Genomic DNA, 18,194 nt, shown 5'->3' on the forward strand with positions numbered 1-18,194 from the left:
TTTTAAAATAATCTCTTTGAAAGTGATACACAAATAGTAAATAAGCCATAGTTTATTATATTTTAAAATAAATGAAGCTGAGGACTATAATATATAAATTTACATATTACAAACCCTCAGCTTATATTTTTATAGTTTATAAGTCTTTTGCTTTAAATCCTCTTCCTTTTACCTCTGTAACATCATTTACAGATATAAATGCTTTTTTATCATATTTTAAAGCTATATCCTTTATCTTTGGTATCTCATTTGATGAAACTATTGTATATATAATCTTCTTTTTTTGATGAGTGTATGCACCCTCTGCATCCAAGAAAGTTACACCTCTAACTAAACTTCTCATTATGTCTTCTGCTATTAAATCGACTTGAGTTGACATTACCATAACAGATTTTTGATAATTCATTGCATCTTTAATAAAATTCATTGAATATGCATTTAGAAATAATCCTATGAGAGTATATAATGCTAAATCTAAACCAAATAAAAAACTTCCTGTAAGTACTATTAAACCATTGATTGCTAAAGCAGTATCTTTCATTTCTATATTTTTCTTAATTTTCAGTATTGCAGCTATGATGTCTGTACCACCTTGAGAAGACCTAGTTCTAAATACAATACCAACTCCTAAACCAGATAATACACCTCCATACACACTTTGAAGTAATATATCATTGATAGGTATGATATTACTTACTTCCTGAGTTGCACCTAATAATAATGAAAATACAATCATATTGAATAAACTTGAAATACAAAATTCCTTTTCTAGGTATATAAAACCTAAAATAAATATTGGAATATTGATTAAAAATGTTAATAGACCCACATTGATATTTGTCAAATAGTTTATAGATGTTGCTATACCTGTAGCACCTCCACTTAATAGATGTGCTGGTCTTAAGAACCCATTTATTCCTATAGATGTCATCAACATCCCCAGTAGCATTGTTAAATATCTTAAAGCTGGATGTTTCTGTAGGGTATTCTTAACTTCACTCATTTCTTTCTCCCTTCAATTCTTCTAAATCCTTAGAATTTTAAAAACTTACTTATATATATATTATTACTGATGTAATAGATAATATTTCAAGCAAATTTTTTCATAGAATTTCTTGAACTGTCATCTATTACATCATCTATTATAGTATCTTTTTTATATATGTCTAGTGTATTTTTTTATATTCCAAAATTTCAAAGTACTTAAATTCTCTCATTTATGCTTCAAATTAAAATTCTTCTAGCACAATATGATACTATATATTATGTAACTTGCAATATAGTAAATTTATAGTATTTTTTCTTAAATATTTATTTTTATAGTATTTTAGTAAACTTAACCATATAATGCTTTATTCATAATTAATTTTTAAATGAAATTTTTGTTTTTATAATTTCAGCACATGATTTTTTTATTTCATTATTTGCATTTTTTTAATTTAGTTTTTATTTTAAAATTTTTTTATTTTTATTTTGTTTTAAGAATTCAAGATACCTATTGTTATTTTATATTTTTATATAAAATTCATTATAATCGGGATTAATATTACTGTAATTGTACCAGAAACCCCAATAGAAACTCCACTCATCGCTCCTTCCACTTCTCCAAGTTCAAAAGCTTTAGTTGTTCCCAAAGCATGTGCCGATGTCCCAAGTGCAATTCCTTTAGCAATTGGATGATTTATATTTCCAAGTTTAAATACGGTAGAAGCAACCATCCCCCCAAAAATACCTGTAAAAATTATAGCTACTACTGTTATTGACTCTACACCATTTAAAGAATTTGCTAAAGATATTCCCATTGGTGTTGTTATAGATTTTGGAATAAGTGAATTTATTATACTTACATCTGAATTAGCTATTTTACCAATTATTAATACAGATACAAAGGAAATTATTATACCACAACCTATTCCTATAACAATCTCAAGCATATGCTTTTTAAATAATTCAAACTGTTTATAAAGTGGAACTGCAAGCACTACTGTAACAGGTCCTAAAAAGAAATTTATGCTATCTGCTCCTATCTTGTAGTTTTCATAAGGAATTTTTGTTATGCTTAGAAATAATATGATTCCTACAATAGCAATTAACATAGGATTGCATATAGGATTATTTGTTTTTCTCTGAATGTATCTCCCTAAATTAAAAAACACGATTGTTACTATTATGCCAAATACTGGCGTTTGTAATACATTATACATTCTTTTGCCCTTCTTCCTTCTTTTTTATCATTTTTTCCACTATAATTCCAGTGGTATACATTACCACTAGTGTACTTAGACATATAACTAGCAAAAGTACTAATACATTTTCTTTTATTAGGTCTAATGATTTTATAAGTGATACTCCTGCTGGTATAAAAAATACAGCCATATTATCAAGGAAAAATCCACTTATATTTTCTATACTACTTAAATCCAACACTTTAAATTGTAGCAATAGGAATAATAATAGCATGCCAACTATACTCCCAGGAATAAGTATAACACCTTGTATAAATGAGCTTATATACTCTCCTATTACCCATATACATAAAATTATTACTAATTGATTGAAAACTTTCATTTTCCACCTCCAAAAACTAAAGAGATTGTTTCAAACCATATATTTGTAGTTTTATCAACAAGCAAATATCTTTCTTCAAACAGAAAGTTATGATTTAATACAATCTCTCTTTAAATTTATTTTTATTTTAATTTAATAAAATACATACTTGGTTGTTTCAAAAAACTTAATTATATAAATCTATTTTTTGCTTAAAATTTCTTTTATTTTTGAATTGTTATACATACTATCTGGAACTTCACTTCTTAAACTATAAAAAGTTTTTTTTGCATTTTCTAAATCTCCATTATCATAATAAAGCATGCCTAACTCATAGTATGAATCATCATAGTATTGGTCATTTTTAGTATAAGTATTTATATACTTCTTATAATACTTTATGGCTTCATCCTTATTTCCCAATGCTTTATTTGTTATTGCTAATTGATATATTGATTCAGAAATATATTTTTTAGTTTTCCCTGAGGAAACTATACTTTTGAAACTATCTATCGCTTTTTCATATTCTTTATTTTTCTTTAAATCCAAAGCCTCATAGTATAAATCTTCCTCATTAGCTACAGTTATTTCTTTTTCTGGTTCTTTATTTTTAGCTTCATCTAACTCTTTATTTGTTTTTTCTAATTCTTTATTTGTTTCACCCAGTTTTTTATCAGTTTCAGTTAACTTCTCATCTTTCTTACTTATTTGATTATTCAAGGTTTCTATTCTCTTTTTACTTTGAATAAAATATACACCCATTGCAATTACAATACAAGCAAGTACAATATATGGTAAGCTATTTTTCTTCTTTTTAACTCGTTTTTCTTCTTCTTTTTTACTTGTATCTTCTTGTTTTTCTTCTTCTTTTTCAAATACTGGATTATCTTTATCTATCTCTTTGAGTCTGTCCAAATATCCTTCTCTCTTTTTTACATTACCTAGTTTATCATACAATAAAGATAAGATTACATATGGTTCTATTAGTTGTGGTTCTTCCTCTACTATATTCTCCAAAATATGTATTGACTCATAATTCATTTCTTCATTTATAAACCTTATAGAATGATTGTATCTGCCTAAAAATGTTTTGAAATCTTCAGATGAAATTAAATTAACATATTTTCTTGATATATGATTATTTTCATAACATAGAGCAGTATAAAAACTCTCAAATGCTTTAGCAAAGTCACATTTTAATAACTTTAGAAGCCCTCTAAGATTTAATATATCAATATCTTTAGGATTTATTTCTAAAGCTTTATTTACCATATTAATAGCACTAGTTATATAGTCTTTATATGCTAAATCCAATGCATTATTGTATCTCTTATATGATTCTAATTTTAACTCCTTTGATGTTGTGTCTGACTTTGACTTCAAAGCTCCTTGTAAATTTAAAAGAGTCTCTTCTTTATAATTGGTAGTCACATAACTTTGCTTTAATGCTTTTAGTGTCTCATCACCATCTTCTTCTTCTATGTTAAAAAAAGTCAAATCGCTTTTATTTTCTTCTATCAAAGATATATCTAAAATTTTTCTAGGCATGTTTTCTATATCTTGTTTTATATCTTTCACTAAAATAATACTCACCTCCACTTCAAAATATATATTTAAGATAACATATTTAATATGTCAAGTCAAAACTATACATTTTTTACCATTATTCTCATAATAAAAAAGGTAACCCCATTCTTTTTATGAAAAGGTTACCTTTTTTACAATATTACTAACTTTTAATGTTGAACTTTTTTACTTTCCTATAAAGTGTAGCTATGCCTATATTCAATGCTTCTGCTACTTTTTTCATTCCTTCTGTATTACTTCCATATTTTTTGATAGCATTTTCTATAGCTTCTCTTTCAAGGTCATCCATAGTCTTAACCTCTTGTTTGTATAGTTCATCCAATTTAAAAGATATTAAATCAGACATACTCCTTACAAAAGCAGTTAACTCCTTATCTTTTGAAAGTATCTTTTCTTTTTGCTCTTCATTGAATGCAGCTATACCCAAGATTCCAAGTATATGTTCTCCCATTTTAACAGGAGTACATATATCCGCTAACTCTTTACAGTTTTCTCTATTTGCACATTTATTGCAGTTCTCTTCTATTTCCTTATTTATAACATAGGATTTTCCATCTTTTAAAACAAGAGAATACACAGATTTCTCTGATATTGTTTCTCCTATTTTACCTCTGAATATTCCTGTTCCTGCTATCCTAGTTAAATCTTTTGTAACTAAAGTAACATCTACATCTAACACATTAGAAATATTCTCGCAAATACTTTGAACGTAATTAGTTATATTATTTAAATTCAAAGTAATCCCTCCTATTTAGATTTATATTTTTTAATACTCTACATAAATCCTATTCTTGAGAACTTTAAGCTTGTGGTTGTGGTTGTGTCTCACTAGGTTTATTATCAGTTGGTGGTGTTTCTGGTTTTGGTTTATTATCTGTATTTTGGTTATTTGTATTTTGATTATCTTTATTTTCATCTGTCTTTGGCTTTTCTTCTGGTTTTGGTTCCATAGTTCCAACTAATATAATACCTTCCTTCTTAGGATAATATGAATTAGCTATTTTTTCAGTTTTAATTTTCTTGCCATTTGCATCATTAAATGTTCTATATGTTGATACAGAGTATGCATTTCTTCCACTCTTATCTACTTTTTCTTTTCCTTTAGGCATTGAAGAATCATTGACCCTCTTCATTGTAGTTTGTGAGACACCATCTAATTTTGTTGATATTGTTATATTCTGTTTATCTTCTGCACTTCCATATATATTGCAAACAAGTTGATTTCCTGAAACGTAATTTTTTATGTAAATTGGATGCTTAAGATTGTTTTTAAATAGGAAATCTATTCCACTGTCTGCAACAGTAGCATCTCTTCCTTTTGGAACATAACTTGATGGTATCGTATGATTTTTTACATTAGTAATTTCTAAGCCTGCATATAAAACAGAATTATATAGTGTCGATGAAACTTGGCAAACTCCTCCACCATAATCATCTTCCATTTCTCCCTCTACTATAACAGGAGCACTTTTATATCCATTTGCTTTGCTTCTTTTTCCTGTATGTTCATTAAACGAAAAAGTTTCTCCTGGCATAAGTAAAATGTTACTTATACTATCTGTTGCTAATTTTATATTTATACTTCTATTTACTTGAGAAGTTTTAAATGTTGTTGCATATTTACCTAAATTTGTGTCTATATTAGCAAGTTGCTCTTTTTTTATTTTTGCTGAAGTAGCTTTTACTACTAACTTATTTGTATACTTTCCTTTTTTAACCTGACTATCAAAACTATTCATACTCTTAGAAATATCCATTTTAAGTCCATCAGAATCTGGTACAACCTTTACCTTTTCACTACTTATATCAATCGTTGCATCTTTTACCTCTACATCTATTTCTTTAGCTATCTTTTCCATTTCTGCTTTTAATTTATTTTTATCATAATTTGTTACTACTACTAAATCACTCTTTTTACCAAAATTTGCTGAAATAGTTTTTGATAAGTTGCTAAAGAAACCATTCTTTCTATTTAGATTATATGCATTTTCTACAGTTTTATCCAAATCAGCAGATAAATTTAAGTCTTGACTTTTAACTTTCCAATTTCTATTGTTGTAGTTAAATTCAACATTATCTAAATTGTATTTTTTAGCTAACTCCTGCTTAGCCTGCGATTTAGTTAATCCTCCAACACTTATGCCATTAACATATGTGTTTTTTGCTATTTTCTCCCCTTTGAACTGCATGCACATTATACCTACAAATATTACTAATAATAATGCTACAGCTCCAATAGCTATAACTAGCTTTTTGTTCACATTAATCATCCCTTACTTCTCCTTACAATAAAATTATTTATATACACCTACTATTATATTACTACATAATATGCCTTAAAAAACCAAAAACTTTTTAATTATATAATAATTTAACATTATTGATATAAATAACTAATATTCACTTAATCCTTTTTCTGATATGGAATATATTTTTTCATTGTATATGTTGATAGCATAAACTTCTTTTCCTCTAAATAATCCTTTGTTTACTACAGCATAATAATAAATATTTTTTTGTTTTCCAAATAATTCTTCTAAACTTTTTTTACTTTTCACATATTTATCAGCTTTTTCTATATCCAATATATCAACCTTTTTATATTTATTTTCTTTCTCATCAAGGGTATTAGTCAACACAAATTTAGCTTTATCTTTAGTAATACCAAATTGATAACTTCCATCTTCTAATATTCTAAAATATCCTTCTCCATAATCTACCTTATAATCTTTTTTACCATCTTTATATGAATATAAATCTTTAGTTTTTGCACTTATTAAAACTTCATTTATTAATTTATCGTACTCATATACCTCAGCATAATAGTATTTATCGTTTTTTACCATTTGTGGAAGTGAGTTTATAGATAGATTTGCCTTTTCTTTCCCACTTTTTTTAGAGATTATATTTATAATGTCATCAGATGTTAAAGTATACAATGATAAATTCTTTTTATACTTCTTCTCTAAACTTTGTACCTTTTCATCGTCTGAATAGTCTTCTTTTAGATAGTCTATATACTGTAATGCCTTCTCATAATCACCAGAAGTGTTTGCTTCTTCTGCTTTACTTATATAGTAATCATACATTTCTTCAACACATTGTTTTTTAGCGTTTTGAGCTAGATTGTAATATTTTTCGTCTTCTTTTAATACTTTATTATATTTTTCAATAGCATCATAATACTTATATACTTTTTGGTCTTTTATTGCAGAGTCATAAACATCTCTAGATTCTTTAATTGTTTCTACATTTTGCTTGTATACATCTAGGTTACCACCTATACCATTTAAAATTGAAATAGTATTTATGTAAGCAATTGCCACATTGTAAGTAATATTTTCTTCTTTATACATTTCTCCAACTCTATCAGCTTGAGTTATTAAATCATCTACATTTATATTTATTTTATCTAATGATTTTACTGTATTTATTAGTCCAATAAAACTTTCTTGACTTATATCTCCATCTAAATATTTGTCACCACTATTTAATAATAATTTATTTATTTTTTTAGAAACGGATTTATTAAATCTTTCCATTTTTGAATCAGAAAACTTTTTATCTACACTTGCATAGTAATCCACAGCAATAGAGTATTGTCTTTTCTCTACAATTTTTAACAGCTCATTTGCTTCATTTCCTACACTAAATTCATTACTACTTAAGAAAAATACTATGATTAAAACAAGTATGCCTAATGCTGATAATGAAACTGCTACTATAGATTTTCTTTTTTCATCAATAAAATCTACAGTTTTTTCAAATAAATCTCTAAAATTCATTATAGTTCCCTCTCTATTTAGCAATATTTATATTTATGATAAACTAAATTTCTTATTGGTTATTATATCATAATTCCTGAAAAAAAATAAAAACACAAGTTAAATCGTGTTTTTATTTTACCTACCAATCATTATTTTATACATAAATATTTCCTTTACATAAATTATGATATCTTTCTTTTTATATCCCTAGAATGACTTTTTTGTTTTTTATTAGCACTGACATTTTTCATTCTTGTTGTATGTATAGTTTTGTTAGCAAATATTTTTCTAGCATTGCATAAAACAACTCCTGTAGTCAAGCATACTGTAAGCACACTCGCCATTAAAAAGTAATAATCCAATCCTACATGTACTCCCATAACTGAATTTATTAATACTAATGCAAAAGTCATTGCAAAACATATCATCATGGAGATAACTAAAATTCTTAGAATTTTTTTCAATTCAATCACCTCGTATAATCACTAATATTGACACTACCCCTTATCCATTACTATACCAAATTAGTAAAAAAATAGCAATTATTATTGTCATTTATATTACGAAAATATTAAATATTTTTAATAAATATCTTTTTTTGACATTAGTATTCCTTCATTTTAATAAAATAGTAACACTAATCTGTGCTAATTAATAGAATGAAATAAATGATAATTTATTGAGGGGTGATTTACATGCCAAATTTGCCAAGTTTAGGATCCAAGGCGCCTGATTTTAAAGCCAATACAACAGATGGCCCTATTAGACTATCTGATTACAAAGGTAATTGGGTTGTTTTATTTTCACATCCTGGTGATTTTACACCAGTTTGTACTACTGAATTTTTATGCTTTGCTAAATATTATGATGAATTTAAGAAAAGAAATACAGAATTAATCGGCCTAAGTGTTGATAGCAATAGCTCTCATTTAGCTTGGATGTACAATATGTTTTTACTTACAGGTGTAGAAATCCCATTCCCTATCATAGAAGATAGAGATATGAGAATTGCCAAATTATATGGCATGATATCAAAACCAATGAGTGATACATCTACCATCCGTTCTGTCTTTATTATAGATAATAATCAAATATTAAGAACTATTCTTTATTATCCATTGACTACAGGCAGAAATATACCAGAAATACTTAGAATAGTAGATGCTCTTCAAACTAGTGATAGAGATAATGTAGTTACTCCTGCAAACTGGTTCCCTGGAATGCCTGTTATTTTGCCATATCCTAAAAACTATAAAGAGTTAAAAAATAGAGTAAATAGTTGTAATAAAAAGTATTCATGTATGGATTGGTATCTATGCTTTGTGCCAGATAATTACACAGATGAAGAATATACTAAAAATATTGATGATACTTACAATTGTAAAAAAGAACATACTAAAAATATTGAAAATGATTACGAACAAGAAAATGTTAAGTGTATAAACAAATCTCATGACCACAAACAAGAATACAATAAGGATGTTAAAGATAGTTGTGATTGCGAACAAAAACATACTAAAAATACTAACAAAATTCATAACTCCAAACAGAATAAACTTAAAGATAAATCCTGCGATGAAATAAAATACAAATATGATAAATGTAGTAAAGAGGATAATAGCTATGATAAATGCGATAAAGAAGATAGTAGCTATGAGGATTTCTATAAACAAAATTACAAAAATTATGATTATACAAGTGAAAAAAATTCTAAAAAAATAGCTATGAAAACATTAAAAGACTCAAAAAAGTTAGTTAGACCACAAATAAATGACCCATATAATCCAATAGTTGAAAATATAAATTGTCCAGATATAAATCCGATTGTAATGGAATATGTTCTTGGTAATCCAACTAATGTAGATGCACAGCTATTAGATGCAGTTATTTTCGCATTTGCTGAAATAGACCAATATGGTAATTTATTTATTCCTTATCCTAGATTCTTAAACCAATTACTTGCGCTTAAAGCTGAAAAACCTAGCTTAAAAGTAATTGTAGCCATTGGCGGTTGGGGAGCTGAGGGATTCTCTGATGCAGCTTTGACTCCTACATCTAGATATAACTTTGCAAGACAAGTCAATCAAATGATAAATGAATATGCTTTAGATGGAGTAGATATAGACTGGGAATATCCTGGAAGTGGTGCAGCTGGTATAAAATCAAGACCTCAAGATAGAGAAAATTTCACACTTTTACTAACAGCTATAAGAGATGTTATAGGAGATGAAAAATGGCTTAGTGTAGCTGGAACAGGAGATATGGGATATATAAACTCAAGTGCTGAAATAGATAAAATAGCTCCAATAATAGATTATTTTAATCTTATGAGTTATGATTTCACAGCAGGTGAAACAGGACCAAATGGTAGAAAACATCAAGCAAACCTTTTTGATTCAGACTTATCCTTACCAGGATATAGTGTTGATGCAATGGTCAGAAACCTTGAAAATGCTGGAATGCCTTCTGAAAAAATCCTTCTTGGTCTACCATTTTATGGAAGATTAGGTGCTACTATAACAAGAACTTACGATGAACTTAGAAAAGATTATATAAATAAAAATGGATATGAATATAGATTTGATAGAGTTGCTCAGGTTCCATATTTAGTTAAAGATGGAGAATTTGCAATGTCATATGATGATTCATTATCCATATTCCTAAAAACTCAATATGTGCTTAGAAACTGTTTAGGTGGTGTATTCTCTTGGACATCAACTTATGACCAGGCAAATATATTAGCTAGAACTATGTCTATTGGTATAAATGACCCTGAATTGTTAAAAGAAGAACTTGAAGGTCTTTATGGCCAATTCTAATTAGACATAATATAAAATTTTATAATTTTGCCATATAAAAAAGCAGATTGCATTATATTAAATGAGCTTTACTTAATTGATAATAATATCAATTATTTTGAAATCAGAAACTTATCTTATTATAATACAATCCTGCTTTTTTTGTTATAAGTCAATAAATTTTTAACGGTATGCTAATTTCTAATTATATACCAATAGCTTTTTTAGCTAGCTTATCAGCTTCTTCATTGTATTTATTTCCAGAATGAGCTTTAACTTTCATAAATTTGACATTTAACTTAGTTTTGATACTATCATAAAAGTTTTTATATGCTATAGTTCCTTCTTTGTTTGTTTTCCAAACTCCAGTACACCACTTTTCAATACCTTCATAATCAAAATATAAAATCAGGTTTTGAATATTATTATCAATGCAGTACTGCATTGCAATTTTAGAAGCTTCTATCTCACCAGCCACATTTCTCATACCTACTAGAATTTGCTCATTTCCCTTTTTACTATAAGTTTTTATGACTTCATTACTCTTTAGAATTACAACACCTGAACCATACATCTTTATTGAATGCTCATAACTACCATCAACATATGCCTCTATAAATTCTTCATCTTCTTTAAATATTGTTTTTGTTGCTCCATAAACATATTCTTTTGCTTCCTGTAATGTAGCAAAACTCTTGTATTCAGCTCCTGAAAATCCATTTACTTGTTTTTTACACTCATCCCATGTATCATATATTCCAATTTTTTTGCCCTTTTTCACAGCATAAAACTTTTGTTTTGCCAAATATATCACTCCCACCATTAGTTTTTATGTTTTTCTCTCATAAATACATCTAGATTTATCAAATAATTTTTATCGAAATATTTTACTTTCATATCTTTATTTTCAATATCTATATGATATACCTCTCCTTTTACAGCTCTTTGCCTTATATTTTCATTGATATCTTTTTTTATAGTATTTTTATCAACGTCATCATTATCTATTTTAGTATTGACCTGTAATGCTTTTATAGTATCAAATATAACAGATTTTAGTATTAGGCTTCTAGATTTATTTAAGTGTTGTTTTGCATAAGTATAGAAGTCATTACTATTCATCTTTAAAATTTTACAACCATGCAAATCTTGCTCTAGCCTTTTTAATGTGCTTATATTAGTGCCAACATCAAAAATCACAAAACATCCATAATCATATTTACTTCTTAAAAGTCTTCCCATAGCTTGCTTTACTTTTATAGTCATCTGCGGATAATTTATACTATAATAATCTACATTATACTTCTTCATTATAGTATAATACAAAGGGTCTTTAGGGTTTAAATTAGGAAGTTTGTCCAAAGTTACACATACCAAACCATCGCCTGGAATATCAACTCCTTCAAAACAGCCTTTTGAACCAAGTACTACACACTTTCTATTTAAATCATTAAGATGTCTAACACCTTTTTTATTAGCATAAATTTCTAAATTTAAACCATGCAAATATTTTTTTAATATCTCATAAGTTTTTTCTTGTCTATTTTTACTATTAAACAGAGCTAATGTATGCCCTTCTGTAATGCGTGATATATTCGATATAATTTTACTTATTTCATTTGGAAATTCAGTATTTTTATACTCACAAATATCAGAAAATGCGACTACAGAAACCATATTCTTATAATCAAAAATTGGTTCTATAATTTTTTCTATATTCTTAACCCTATCTATTCCCAATGTATTTTTAAAATAAGACATGTTTTCAGATAAACTTAAGGTTGCTGATAAAAATATTCCTTTCTCTAACTGCGATAAAATATTTTCTTCAAACAAATCTGCTATTTTTAATGGAACTACTCTAAATTCAAAATCATTATAATTCTTTTCAATTTCAACTATTCTTGCATAGTCGTCATTCTCATCATACTCCAGGAAAATTTCAAAAACAATTTTTATATCCTCTAAATCTCTTGTCTTTGCTTTTCCAAACTTATATATATCTGCTTCTTTATCTATACTATCATCATCAATATTCCTATAAATTACAATTATTATTGAAACTAAATTTTTTATTATTTTTTCACAACTTAGTTTTATCTTTTCACTATATAATCTATAGCTAACTTCAGCATCTATATCATCTTTTTTTATTTTTCCTGCTACTTCATCTATTTGTAAATTTAATTCCCATCTTAAGTTATAATTGCTTACATTATTATATTCGCTACAGTTACCAAATGATAATATTGAATCTATTTCTTCAATAATAAGATTTATACTCCTAGCAATCTTTTGTTTATCTTTTCTTTCAATTTTTAATATATGATAGAATTTATCAAAAGCCTTTATTTTCTTCATGTTTCTATTAGTTTTTTTATACATAAAACTACTCTCTTGTATAAATTCATAAGGATAAATTTCTTGCAATAAGTATCTTAAAGACTTTGAATTTATGATACTTGAAAAAAAATCATATCCTTTTTCAGTTAAATTGTGAGCCTCATCTACTATTATGTTTTCTAAAGGCTTTTCATCTTTATATGGCCATTTAGCCAGTAAAGAGTGGTTTATTACTGTTATATGTTCATCTTTTAACTCTTCTATCCTATTTTTATATAGACAATCTTTTTTACATTTTTTAGGTTTACACATGTTTGGGTCACAACTTATATTTCTTAAGTGAGTATTTATTTCCTTGAAGTTATCCAACACCCAATAGTTTATTTCTTCTATATCTCCATATTTGCCACCTTCAACTAATCTTTCTAAAAATATTAAAGATAAGATTTCTTCTTTAGTAGGTTCTTGAGACTCATAATCTACTATATATGCTTCTAATCTGTCTATACATATATAGTTGTTTTTTCCCTTTATATATCCATAACTTACTTTACCATTTAACCCTAAAGAATTTAACACATTTGGAATATCTTTATTTATCAATTGTATCTGCAATTCTTTTGTATCGGTAGAAATTAGTAATCTTTTTTTATTAATTCTGGCTTCTAATATAGCTGGCAATAAGTATCCAACACTTTTTCCTATCCCTGTTGGTGCCTCTATGCACGCAATTTTTTTGTCATCTTCATTATTTCTAAACAATTCTCGTATTGCCTTAGTAAGCTCATACTGACCTGGTCTATATTCATATGTAAATCCTTCTTTACTTTCCCAGATATGCTTATATTTTAATAATTCTTCATATTTCTTTTCTTGCTCACGTAAAATTTTTAAAGTTTCTTTTTCCTTTACATTTTCTCCTTTTGGATTAAACTCTTCATGTTCTTTTATAATACTTACATCATGAAATAAATCATAGTTTGCTTCTTCTAAGAATTTACTCCATTCCCATTTTCCAAGATTAAACTTATTTAGATAGGAATTTATTTTAAAACTTAATGGCTCTAGACTAGCTTTCTCATGATTATTAAATCTTATTAAAAGAGAATTTACAATATTTATAGTATCAATAGCATCTGATAAAGCTCTATTCTTGGTCTCAGATTTATCGCTAGTTAAAATACTTTTTAAATACCCCAAACTATAATCCTTATGATATGGCTCTAAAATAACTGCTAACTCAATTGAATCAATCAATTTATTTTTTAGCTTTGGCATATAGTACTCAAAAAACTTTCTTTTAAAACTTAAATCATGACATATAATCAGACTATCTCCTACAAAATTTCTTAACTCCTCTTCTACCATTTCTAGATTAAAAGCGTCTTCTAAATCAATTTTCTTAAGATTATCACATAGAGAGAATACTTCTATAGGCACTTCAGCTTTATTTTTTATTAACGATTGATATGTCTCAGCTTCCCAATCTTCAATTTTAACAGCTCCAACTTCTAAAATTTCTGAATTTAAATAGTCTATTCCACTAATTTCTATATCTAAAAAAACAACATCATTCAATATACTTATTATATTATCCATTTTTATATCCCTTCAAGTTAATCCAATTTAACTTCTACACAATAATTGCTCCTTATATTTTATCATTTATATGTATTTTGTTTAAGATAATTAATATTATTTTATATATCTTAAAAAAAACTTCTTTAATTTATTATTTGTATATATGAATATTTTTAACTATAAATATTCAAACTATATTGTAAGAAAGATTTACTTGAAATTTTAAATAAGAGGTGACATTGTGAAAAAAGATAGCCTAAAAAAATACATTATGATAGGGGCATTTGCTCTAATACTTTTTGGAATTGCTAGTATGAACTTTAAATCACTAGATAAAACAAAAACTCAAATTTCTAGTCCAACACTTGATACACATGAATACGATTGGTATTTTAACCCTAGAGAGGATGGTAAACAACCCTCCCCTATAAAAGAAGCCAATTTTTTTAAGAAATATGACTCATATTATGTAGGAAACCCTAATGAAAAAGTTATATACTTATCATTCGATGCTGGATATGAAAGTGGGAACACTCCAAAGTTACTAGATACACTAAAAAAACACAATGCAAAGGCACAGTTTTTCGTAGTTGAAAGTTATATAAAAAGTAATCCAGATTTAATAAAACGTATGGAAAAAGAAGGTCATTTGGTTTGTAATCATTCAAAAAGTCATCCATCAATGGCTGGAATTACAGATTTTGAAAAATTCAAAGAAGAAATTGTAAGTGTAGAAAAAGCATATAAAGATGTTACTGGAAAAGAAATGCCTAAATATTTTAGACCACCAATGGGTAAATTTAGTGAACAATCTCTAAAATACACACAAGACTTGGGTTATAAATCTATATTTTGGAGTTTTGCTTATGTAGATTGGTATGAAAAGAAACAACCTACTCATGAGTTTGCTAAAAACAAAATTTACTCTAGAACACATCCTGGTGCAATAGTTCTATTACATCCAAATTCTTCAACTAATACTGAGATATTGGATGAAGTACTTACACATTGGGAAAAAGAAGGTTACAAGCTTAAAACGCTTGACTATTTAAGCAGTAAAAAATAACATTTTAATTAAAATAAAACTCCCTCATGAATTATAGTAAAAATAAATCTATTTATAAATACTTTAATTCTTGATGGAGTTTTGTGTTTTTAGAATTATTTAAAAAGTATTGTCCATTCATTTGTCTCTTCATATCCTATACTATGATATATTTTTCCTGCTATTTCATTATTATAAAAAAGACATGGTATTTTCCCTTCTGACAATAGTTCTTTACTTAAATTGTACACCATATAACTAGCAAGCCCTTTTTTTCTATGCTCTTTGTCTGTACTTACAGAAACTATCATTGCCAAAAAACTAGTTTCCATACCAGTTGATACAGTACTAATCATAATATTATTATCTTTTATGAAATATCCTCTTACATTACCTTCTTTTAAGTATTCTTTTCTTGCTTCTATGTATTTTGGACTTACCTTATATCCTGATTCATTTAAAAGTTTTCCTACTTCATCAATGTCTTTTTCATATGCCTTTTCTATCCTATATTCATTCATAGTAGAAAAATCCAACTCTTTTATTTTCTTTAATATACAAAATTTATTATCCAATTTTTCATAAAAATCTTTGTATATACTCACTAGTCTATCTATTACACACTTTTTTCCACTTATACTTTCTATATCTAATCCTTTTATATGGCTTTCCATTTCTTCTACATCAAAATTATTTTCTAAACTATAGATTATAAATGTTGATTTATTTTTTAATATTATAGAAGTTATACTTCCTTCTTTTGTCTGAGACCACACTTCTTGAGAATCAGAACTAAATCCATAGTTTTCAACATATCCAATTATAAATAAGTTTAAACTTTCTTCATGTGATACATATTGCCAGAATTTTTTTTCTAAAGTATTATCTATTTTTACAATCAAGTGTACATCCTCCTTTTGTGTTAATAATGATATACCTTATAATTTATAGTATCATTTAAAGTTATTAACTTCTACTAAATATTCTAAATTTTTTAAAATAATTTAAATTTGTAAATTCATAATTTTTTCAGAAAAATCAATCAGTGATTATATGATATTTTCTACTTTACAAAATTGAACTATATTTGTAAATTTCTATGCAATATGTTGGTATTTCTGTTTATATTCTTTTAATGCCTCATCCCAAGCTTCCTCTACTGAGATACCTCTTTTAGTTGCAATCCTTTGTGCTAATTCTATTATTCTCATAGCTTTTCTTGATATATTCATATATTTTCCTCCTCTAAATTATCATAAATTATTTTTAAATTATTTAATTTGTATCAAATATATTACTTACTTATATATTACTAACTATTTATGTACTAAGTGTGAACTATATTAGAAGAAATTTAGAACTTAATAAAACACAAATTTTATATATACTTCATATAGATTTGTCCTATTATAAAAGCAGTGATATAATTTATTATCATTTTATGGAGGTGATATATTATAAAAATAAGAGATGAATATACATGCCCTCTTGAAATTGTACATGATATCATTAAAGGAAAATGGAAGACTATAATTGTATTTAAATTGAGACAATGTAATAAAACATTCTCTGACTTAGAGCATAGTATAGATGGAATAAGTCAAAAAATGTTAATCCAACAGTTAAAAGAACTTCGAGAATTTGGTATTGTTGATAAAATCAGTTCAACTGGATATCCATTACATACTGAATATTTTCTTACTAATCGTGGCAAAAAAATGTTACAAGCCGTAGAGATAATGCAAGAAATAGGTATAGAATATATGCTTGAACATGGACAACAAGAATTTTTAGACAATAAAGGAATCTGTTATAATAAATAGTTCTATACATACCAAAAAGTAAGTAATTTACATTTCATTTAGCAGTATTATAATAAAAACATATAAGGAGGTATAAATATGTCTATAGCTTTAATTTTAATTGATATTCAAAATGATTATTTTAAAAATGGGAAATGTGAATTATTTAATACAGAAAAAACTGCTGAAAATGCTAAAAAAATACTGACACTCTTTAGAAAAAATAACTTACCAATTATTCATGTACAGCATATATCAATGAGTTCAACTGCATCATTCTTTCTACCTGACACTTATGGTTCAAAGATAAATAAAATTGTTTTTCCACTTGAGAATGAAGAAATTATCATTAAACATACACCAGATAGTTTTTTTAAAACGTGTTTACAAAGTTGTCTTGAAGAAAAAAACATAGATAAATTAGTGATTTGTGGAATGATGAGTCATATGTGTATTGATACAAGTGTAAGGACAGCAAAGAAACTTGGATACGATATTACTCTTATAAGCGATGCTTGCACAACAAAAAATTTATTTTGGGATGACAAAGAGATTTCTTCTGAAACTGTACATCAAGTATTTATGGCATCCTTACAACATAGTTTTGCAGATATAAAAAATACAGACATTTTTTTGTCTAATTATTGTAAATAAAAATATTTACTATTATAAAGAGTAATCTTAATTAATTTAAGTTTGCTCTTTAATCATATAATCTTATATA

Annotated in this window: 16 protein-coding genes; 4 read left to right on the top strand and 12 right to left on the bottom strand. The window is 26.5% G+C overall.

Annotated elements, in window-relative coordinates:
* Positions 1-136: 136 nt before the first annotated feature.
* From KGF36_RS04250 to KGF36_RS04285, 8 genes are all read right to left on the bottom strand, one after another.
* On the bottom strand, positions 137-1,003 hold the full coding sequence (locus KGF36_RS04250; RefSeq protein ID WP_227827305.1) for a YitT family protein: 867 nt from the start codon (positions 1,001-1,003) through the stop codon (positions 137-139).
* Positions 1,004-1,514: 511 nt separating this feature from the next.
* A complete protein-coding gene (locus KGF36_RS04255) occupies positions 1,515-2,204 on the bottom strand; it encodes an LrgB family protein (RefSeq protein WP_227827304.1) in 690 nt (229 codons plus the stop codon).
* Entirely contained in the window at positions 2,197-2,568 is a 372-nt protein-coding gene (locus KGF36_RS04260; protein WP_227827303.1) for a CidA/LrgA family protein, read from the bottom strand. The genes KGF36_RS04255 and KGF36_RS04260 overlap by 8 nt, the downstream gene beginning before the upstream one ends.
* A gap of 180 nt (positions 2,569-2,748) precedes the next feature.
* Complete coding sequence (locus KGF36_RS04265) at positions 2,749-4,095, bottom strand: tetratricopeptide repeat protein (protein WP_255611364.1); 1,347 nt, start codon at positions 4,093-4,095, stop codon at positions 2,749-2,751.
* A 181-nt stretch (positions 4,096-4,276) separates the two neighbouring features.
* Entirely contained in the window at positions 4,277-4,870 is a 594-nt protein-coding gene (locus KGF36_RS04270) for a GAF domain-containing protein (protein WP_227432784.1), read from the bottom strand.
* A gap of 64 nt (positions 4,871-4,934) precedes the next feature.
* Complete coding sequence (locus KGF36_RS04275) at positions 4,935-6,404, bottom strand: VanW family protein (RefSeq protein WP_227827301.1); 1,470 nt, start codon at positions 6,402-6,404, stop codon at positions 4,935-4,937.
* 123 nt (positions 6,405-6,527) lie between these two features.
* Complete coding sequence (locus KGF36_RS04280; RefSeq protein ID WP_227827300.1) at positions 6,528-7,919, bottom strand: UbiD family decarboxylase; 1,392 nt, start codon at positions 7,917-7,919, stop codon at positions 6,528-6,530.
* Between the two features lie 164 nt (positions 7,920-8,083).
* Positions 8,084-8,332 (bottom strand): hypothetical protein, encoded by a 249-nt coding sequence (locus tag KGF36_RS04285; protein ID WP_255612780.1) that lies wholly within the window; start codon positions 8,330-8,332, stop codon positions 8,084-8,086.
* Between the two features lie 264 nt (positions 8,333-8,596).
* Between KGF36_RS04285 and KGF36_RS04290 the strand changes: the two genes are divergently transcribed.
* Positions 8,597-10,720, top strand: a complete 2,124-nt coding sequence (locus tag KGF36_RS04290; RefSeq protein WP_227827298.1) for a peroxiredoxin — start codon at positions 8,597-8,599, stop codon at positions 10,718-10,720.
* 184 nt (positions 10,721-10,904) lie between these two features.
* On the opposite strand, the gene KGF36_RS04295 is transcribed toward KGF36_RS04290, so the two are convergent.
* Positions 10,905-11,504, bottom strand: a complete 600-nt coding sequence (locus tag KGF36_RS04295) for a ribonuclease H family protein (RefSeq protein WP_227827297.1) — start codon at positions 11,502-11,504, stop codon at positions 10,905-10,907.
* Between the two features lie 17 nt (positions 11,505-11,521).
* Complete coding sequence (locus tag KGF36_RS04300) at positions 11,522-14,641, bottom strand: helicase C-terminal domain-containing protein (RefSeq protein ID WP_227854566.1); 3,120 nt, start codon at positions 14,639-14,641, stop codon at positions 11,522-11,524.
* Between the two features lie 223 nt (positions 14,642-14,864).
* Between KGF36_RS04300 and pdaA the strand changes: the two genes are divergently transcribed.
* Positions 14,865-15,689, top strand: a complete 825-nt coding sequence (pdaA, locus tag KGF36_RS04305) for a delta-lactam-biosynthetic de-N-acetylase (protein ID WP_227827295.1) — start codon at positions 14,865-14,867, stop codon at positions 15,687-15,689.
* A gap of 95 nt (positions 15,690-15,784) precedes the next feature.
* Here pdaA and KGF36_RS04310 read toward each other — a convergent pair whose 3' ends face one another.
* Both KGF36_RS04310 and KGF36_RS20135 read right to left on the bottom strand, forming a co-directional pair.
* The gene (locus tag KGF36_RS04310) at positions 15,785-16,570 is read right to left on the bottom strand and encodes a GNAT family N-acetyltransferase (protein ID WP_227827294.1); all 786 of its coding nucleotides are present in this window, start codon (positions 16,568-16,570) and stop codon (positions 15,785-15,787) included.
* A 195-nt stretch (positions 16,571-16,765) separates the two neighbouring features.
* Positions 16,766-16,900 (bottom strand): hypothetical protein, encoded by a 135-nt coding sequence (locus tag KGF36_RS20135; protein WP_255287760.1) that lies wholly within the window; start codon positions 16,898-16,900, stop codon positions 16,766-16,768.
* A gap of 312 nt (positions 16,901-17,212) precedes the next feature.
* Between KGF36_RS20135 and KGF36_RS04315 the strand changes: the two genes are divergently transcribed.
* Both KGF36_RS04315 and KGF36_RS04320 read left to right on the top strand, forming a co-directional pair.
* A complete protein-coding gene (locus tag KGF36_RS04315) occupies positions 17,213-17,491 on the top strand; it encodes a winged helix-turn-helix transcriptional regulator (RefSeq protein ID WP_413926581.1) in 279 nt (92 codons plus the stop codon).
* Positions 17,492-17,569: 78 nt separating this feature from the next.
* On the top strand, positions 17,570-18,124 hold the full coding sequence (locus KGF36_RS04320) for a cysteine hydrolase family protein (RefSeq protein WP_227827293.1): 555 nt from the start codon (positions 17,570-17,572) through the stop codon (positions 18,122-18,124).
* Positions 18,125-18,194: the final 70 nt, after the last annotated feature.

It is taken from the genome of Clostridioides sp. ZZV14-6009 (assembly GCF_020658095.1).
Lineage (GTDB): Bacteria > Bacillota > Clostridia > Peptostreptococcales > Peptostreptococcaceae > Clostridioides.

What these genes read in the sequence shown, in the direction of transcription:
- KGF36_RS04250 (WP_227827305.1), bottom strand. Translation starts at nt 1,003, where the DNA reads ATGAGTGAAGTTAAGAATACCCTACAGAAACATCCAGCTTTAAGATAT.
- KGF36_RS04255 (WP_227827304.1), bottom strand. Translation starts at nt 2,204, where the DNA reads ATGTATAATGTATTACAAACGCCAGTATTTGGCATAATAGTAACAATC.
- KGF36_RS04260 (WP_227827303.1), bottom strand. Translation starts at nt 2,568, where the DNA reads ATGAAAGTTTTCAATCAATTAGTAATAATTTTATGTATATGGGTAATA.
- KGF36_RS04265 (WP_255611364.1), bottom strand. Translation starts at nt 4,095, where the DNA reads ATGCCTAGAAAAATTTTAGATATATCTTTGATAGAAGAAAATAAAAGC.
- KGF36_RS04275 (WP_227827301.1), bottom strand. Translation starts at nt 6,404, where the DNA reads ATGATTAATGTGAACAAAAAGCTAGTTATAGCTATTGGAGCTGTAGCA.
- KGF36_RS04280 (WP_227827300.1), bottom strand. Translation starts at nt 7,919, where the DNA reads ATGAATTTTAGAGATTTATTTGAAAAAACTGTAGATTTTATTGATGAA.
- KGF36_RS04285 (WP_255612780.1), bottom strand. Translation starts at nt 8,332, where the DNA reads ATGATGATATGTTTTGCAATGACTTTTGCATTAGTATTAATAAATTCA.
- KGF36_RS04290 (WP_227827298.1), top strand. Translation starts at nt 8,597, where the DNA reads ATGCCAAATTTGCCAAGTTTAGGATCCAAGGCGCCTGATTTTAAAGCC.
- KGF36_RS04300 (WP_227854566.1), bottom strand. Translation starts at nt 14,641, where the DNA reads ATGGATAATATAATAAGTATATTGAATGATGTTGTTTTTTTAGATATA.
- KGF36_RS20135 (WP_255287760.1), bottom strand. Translation starts at nt 16,900, where the DNA reads ATGAATATATCAAGAAAAGCTATGAGAATAATAGAATTAGCACAAAGG.
- KGF36_RS04320 (WP_227827293.1), top strand. Translation starts at nt 17,570, where the DNA reads ATGTCTATAGCTTTAATTTTAATTGATATTCAAAATGATTATTTTAAA.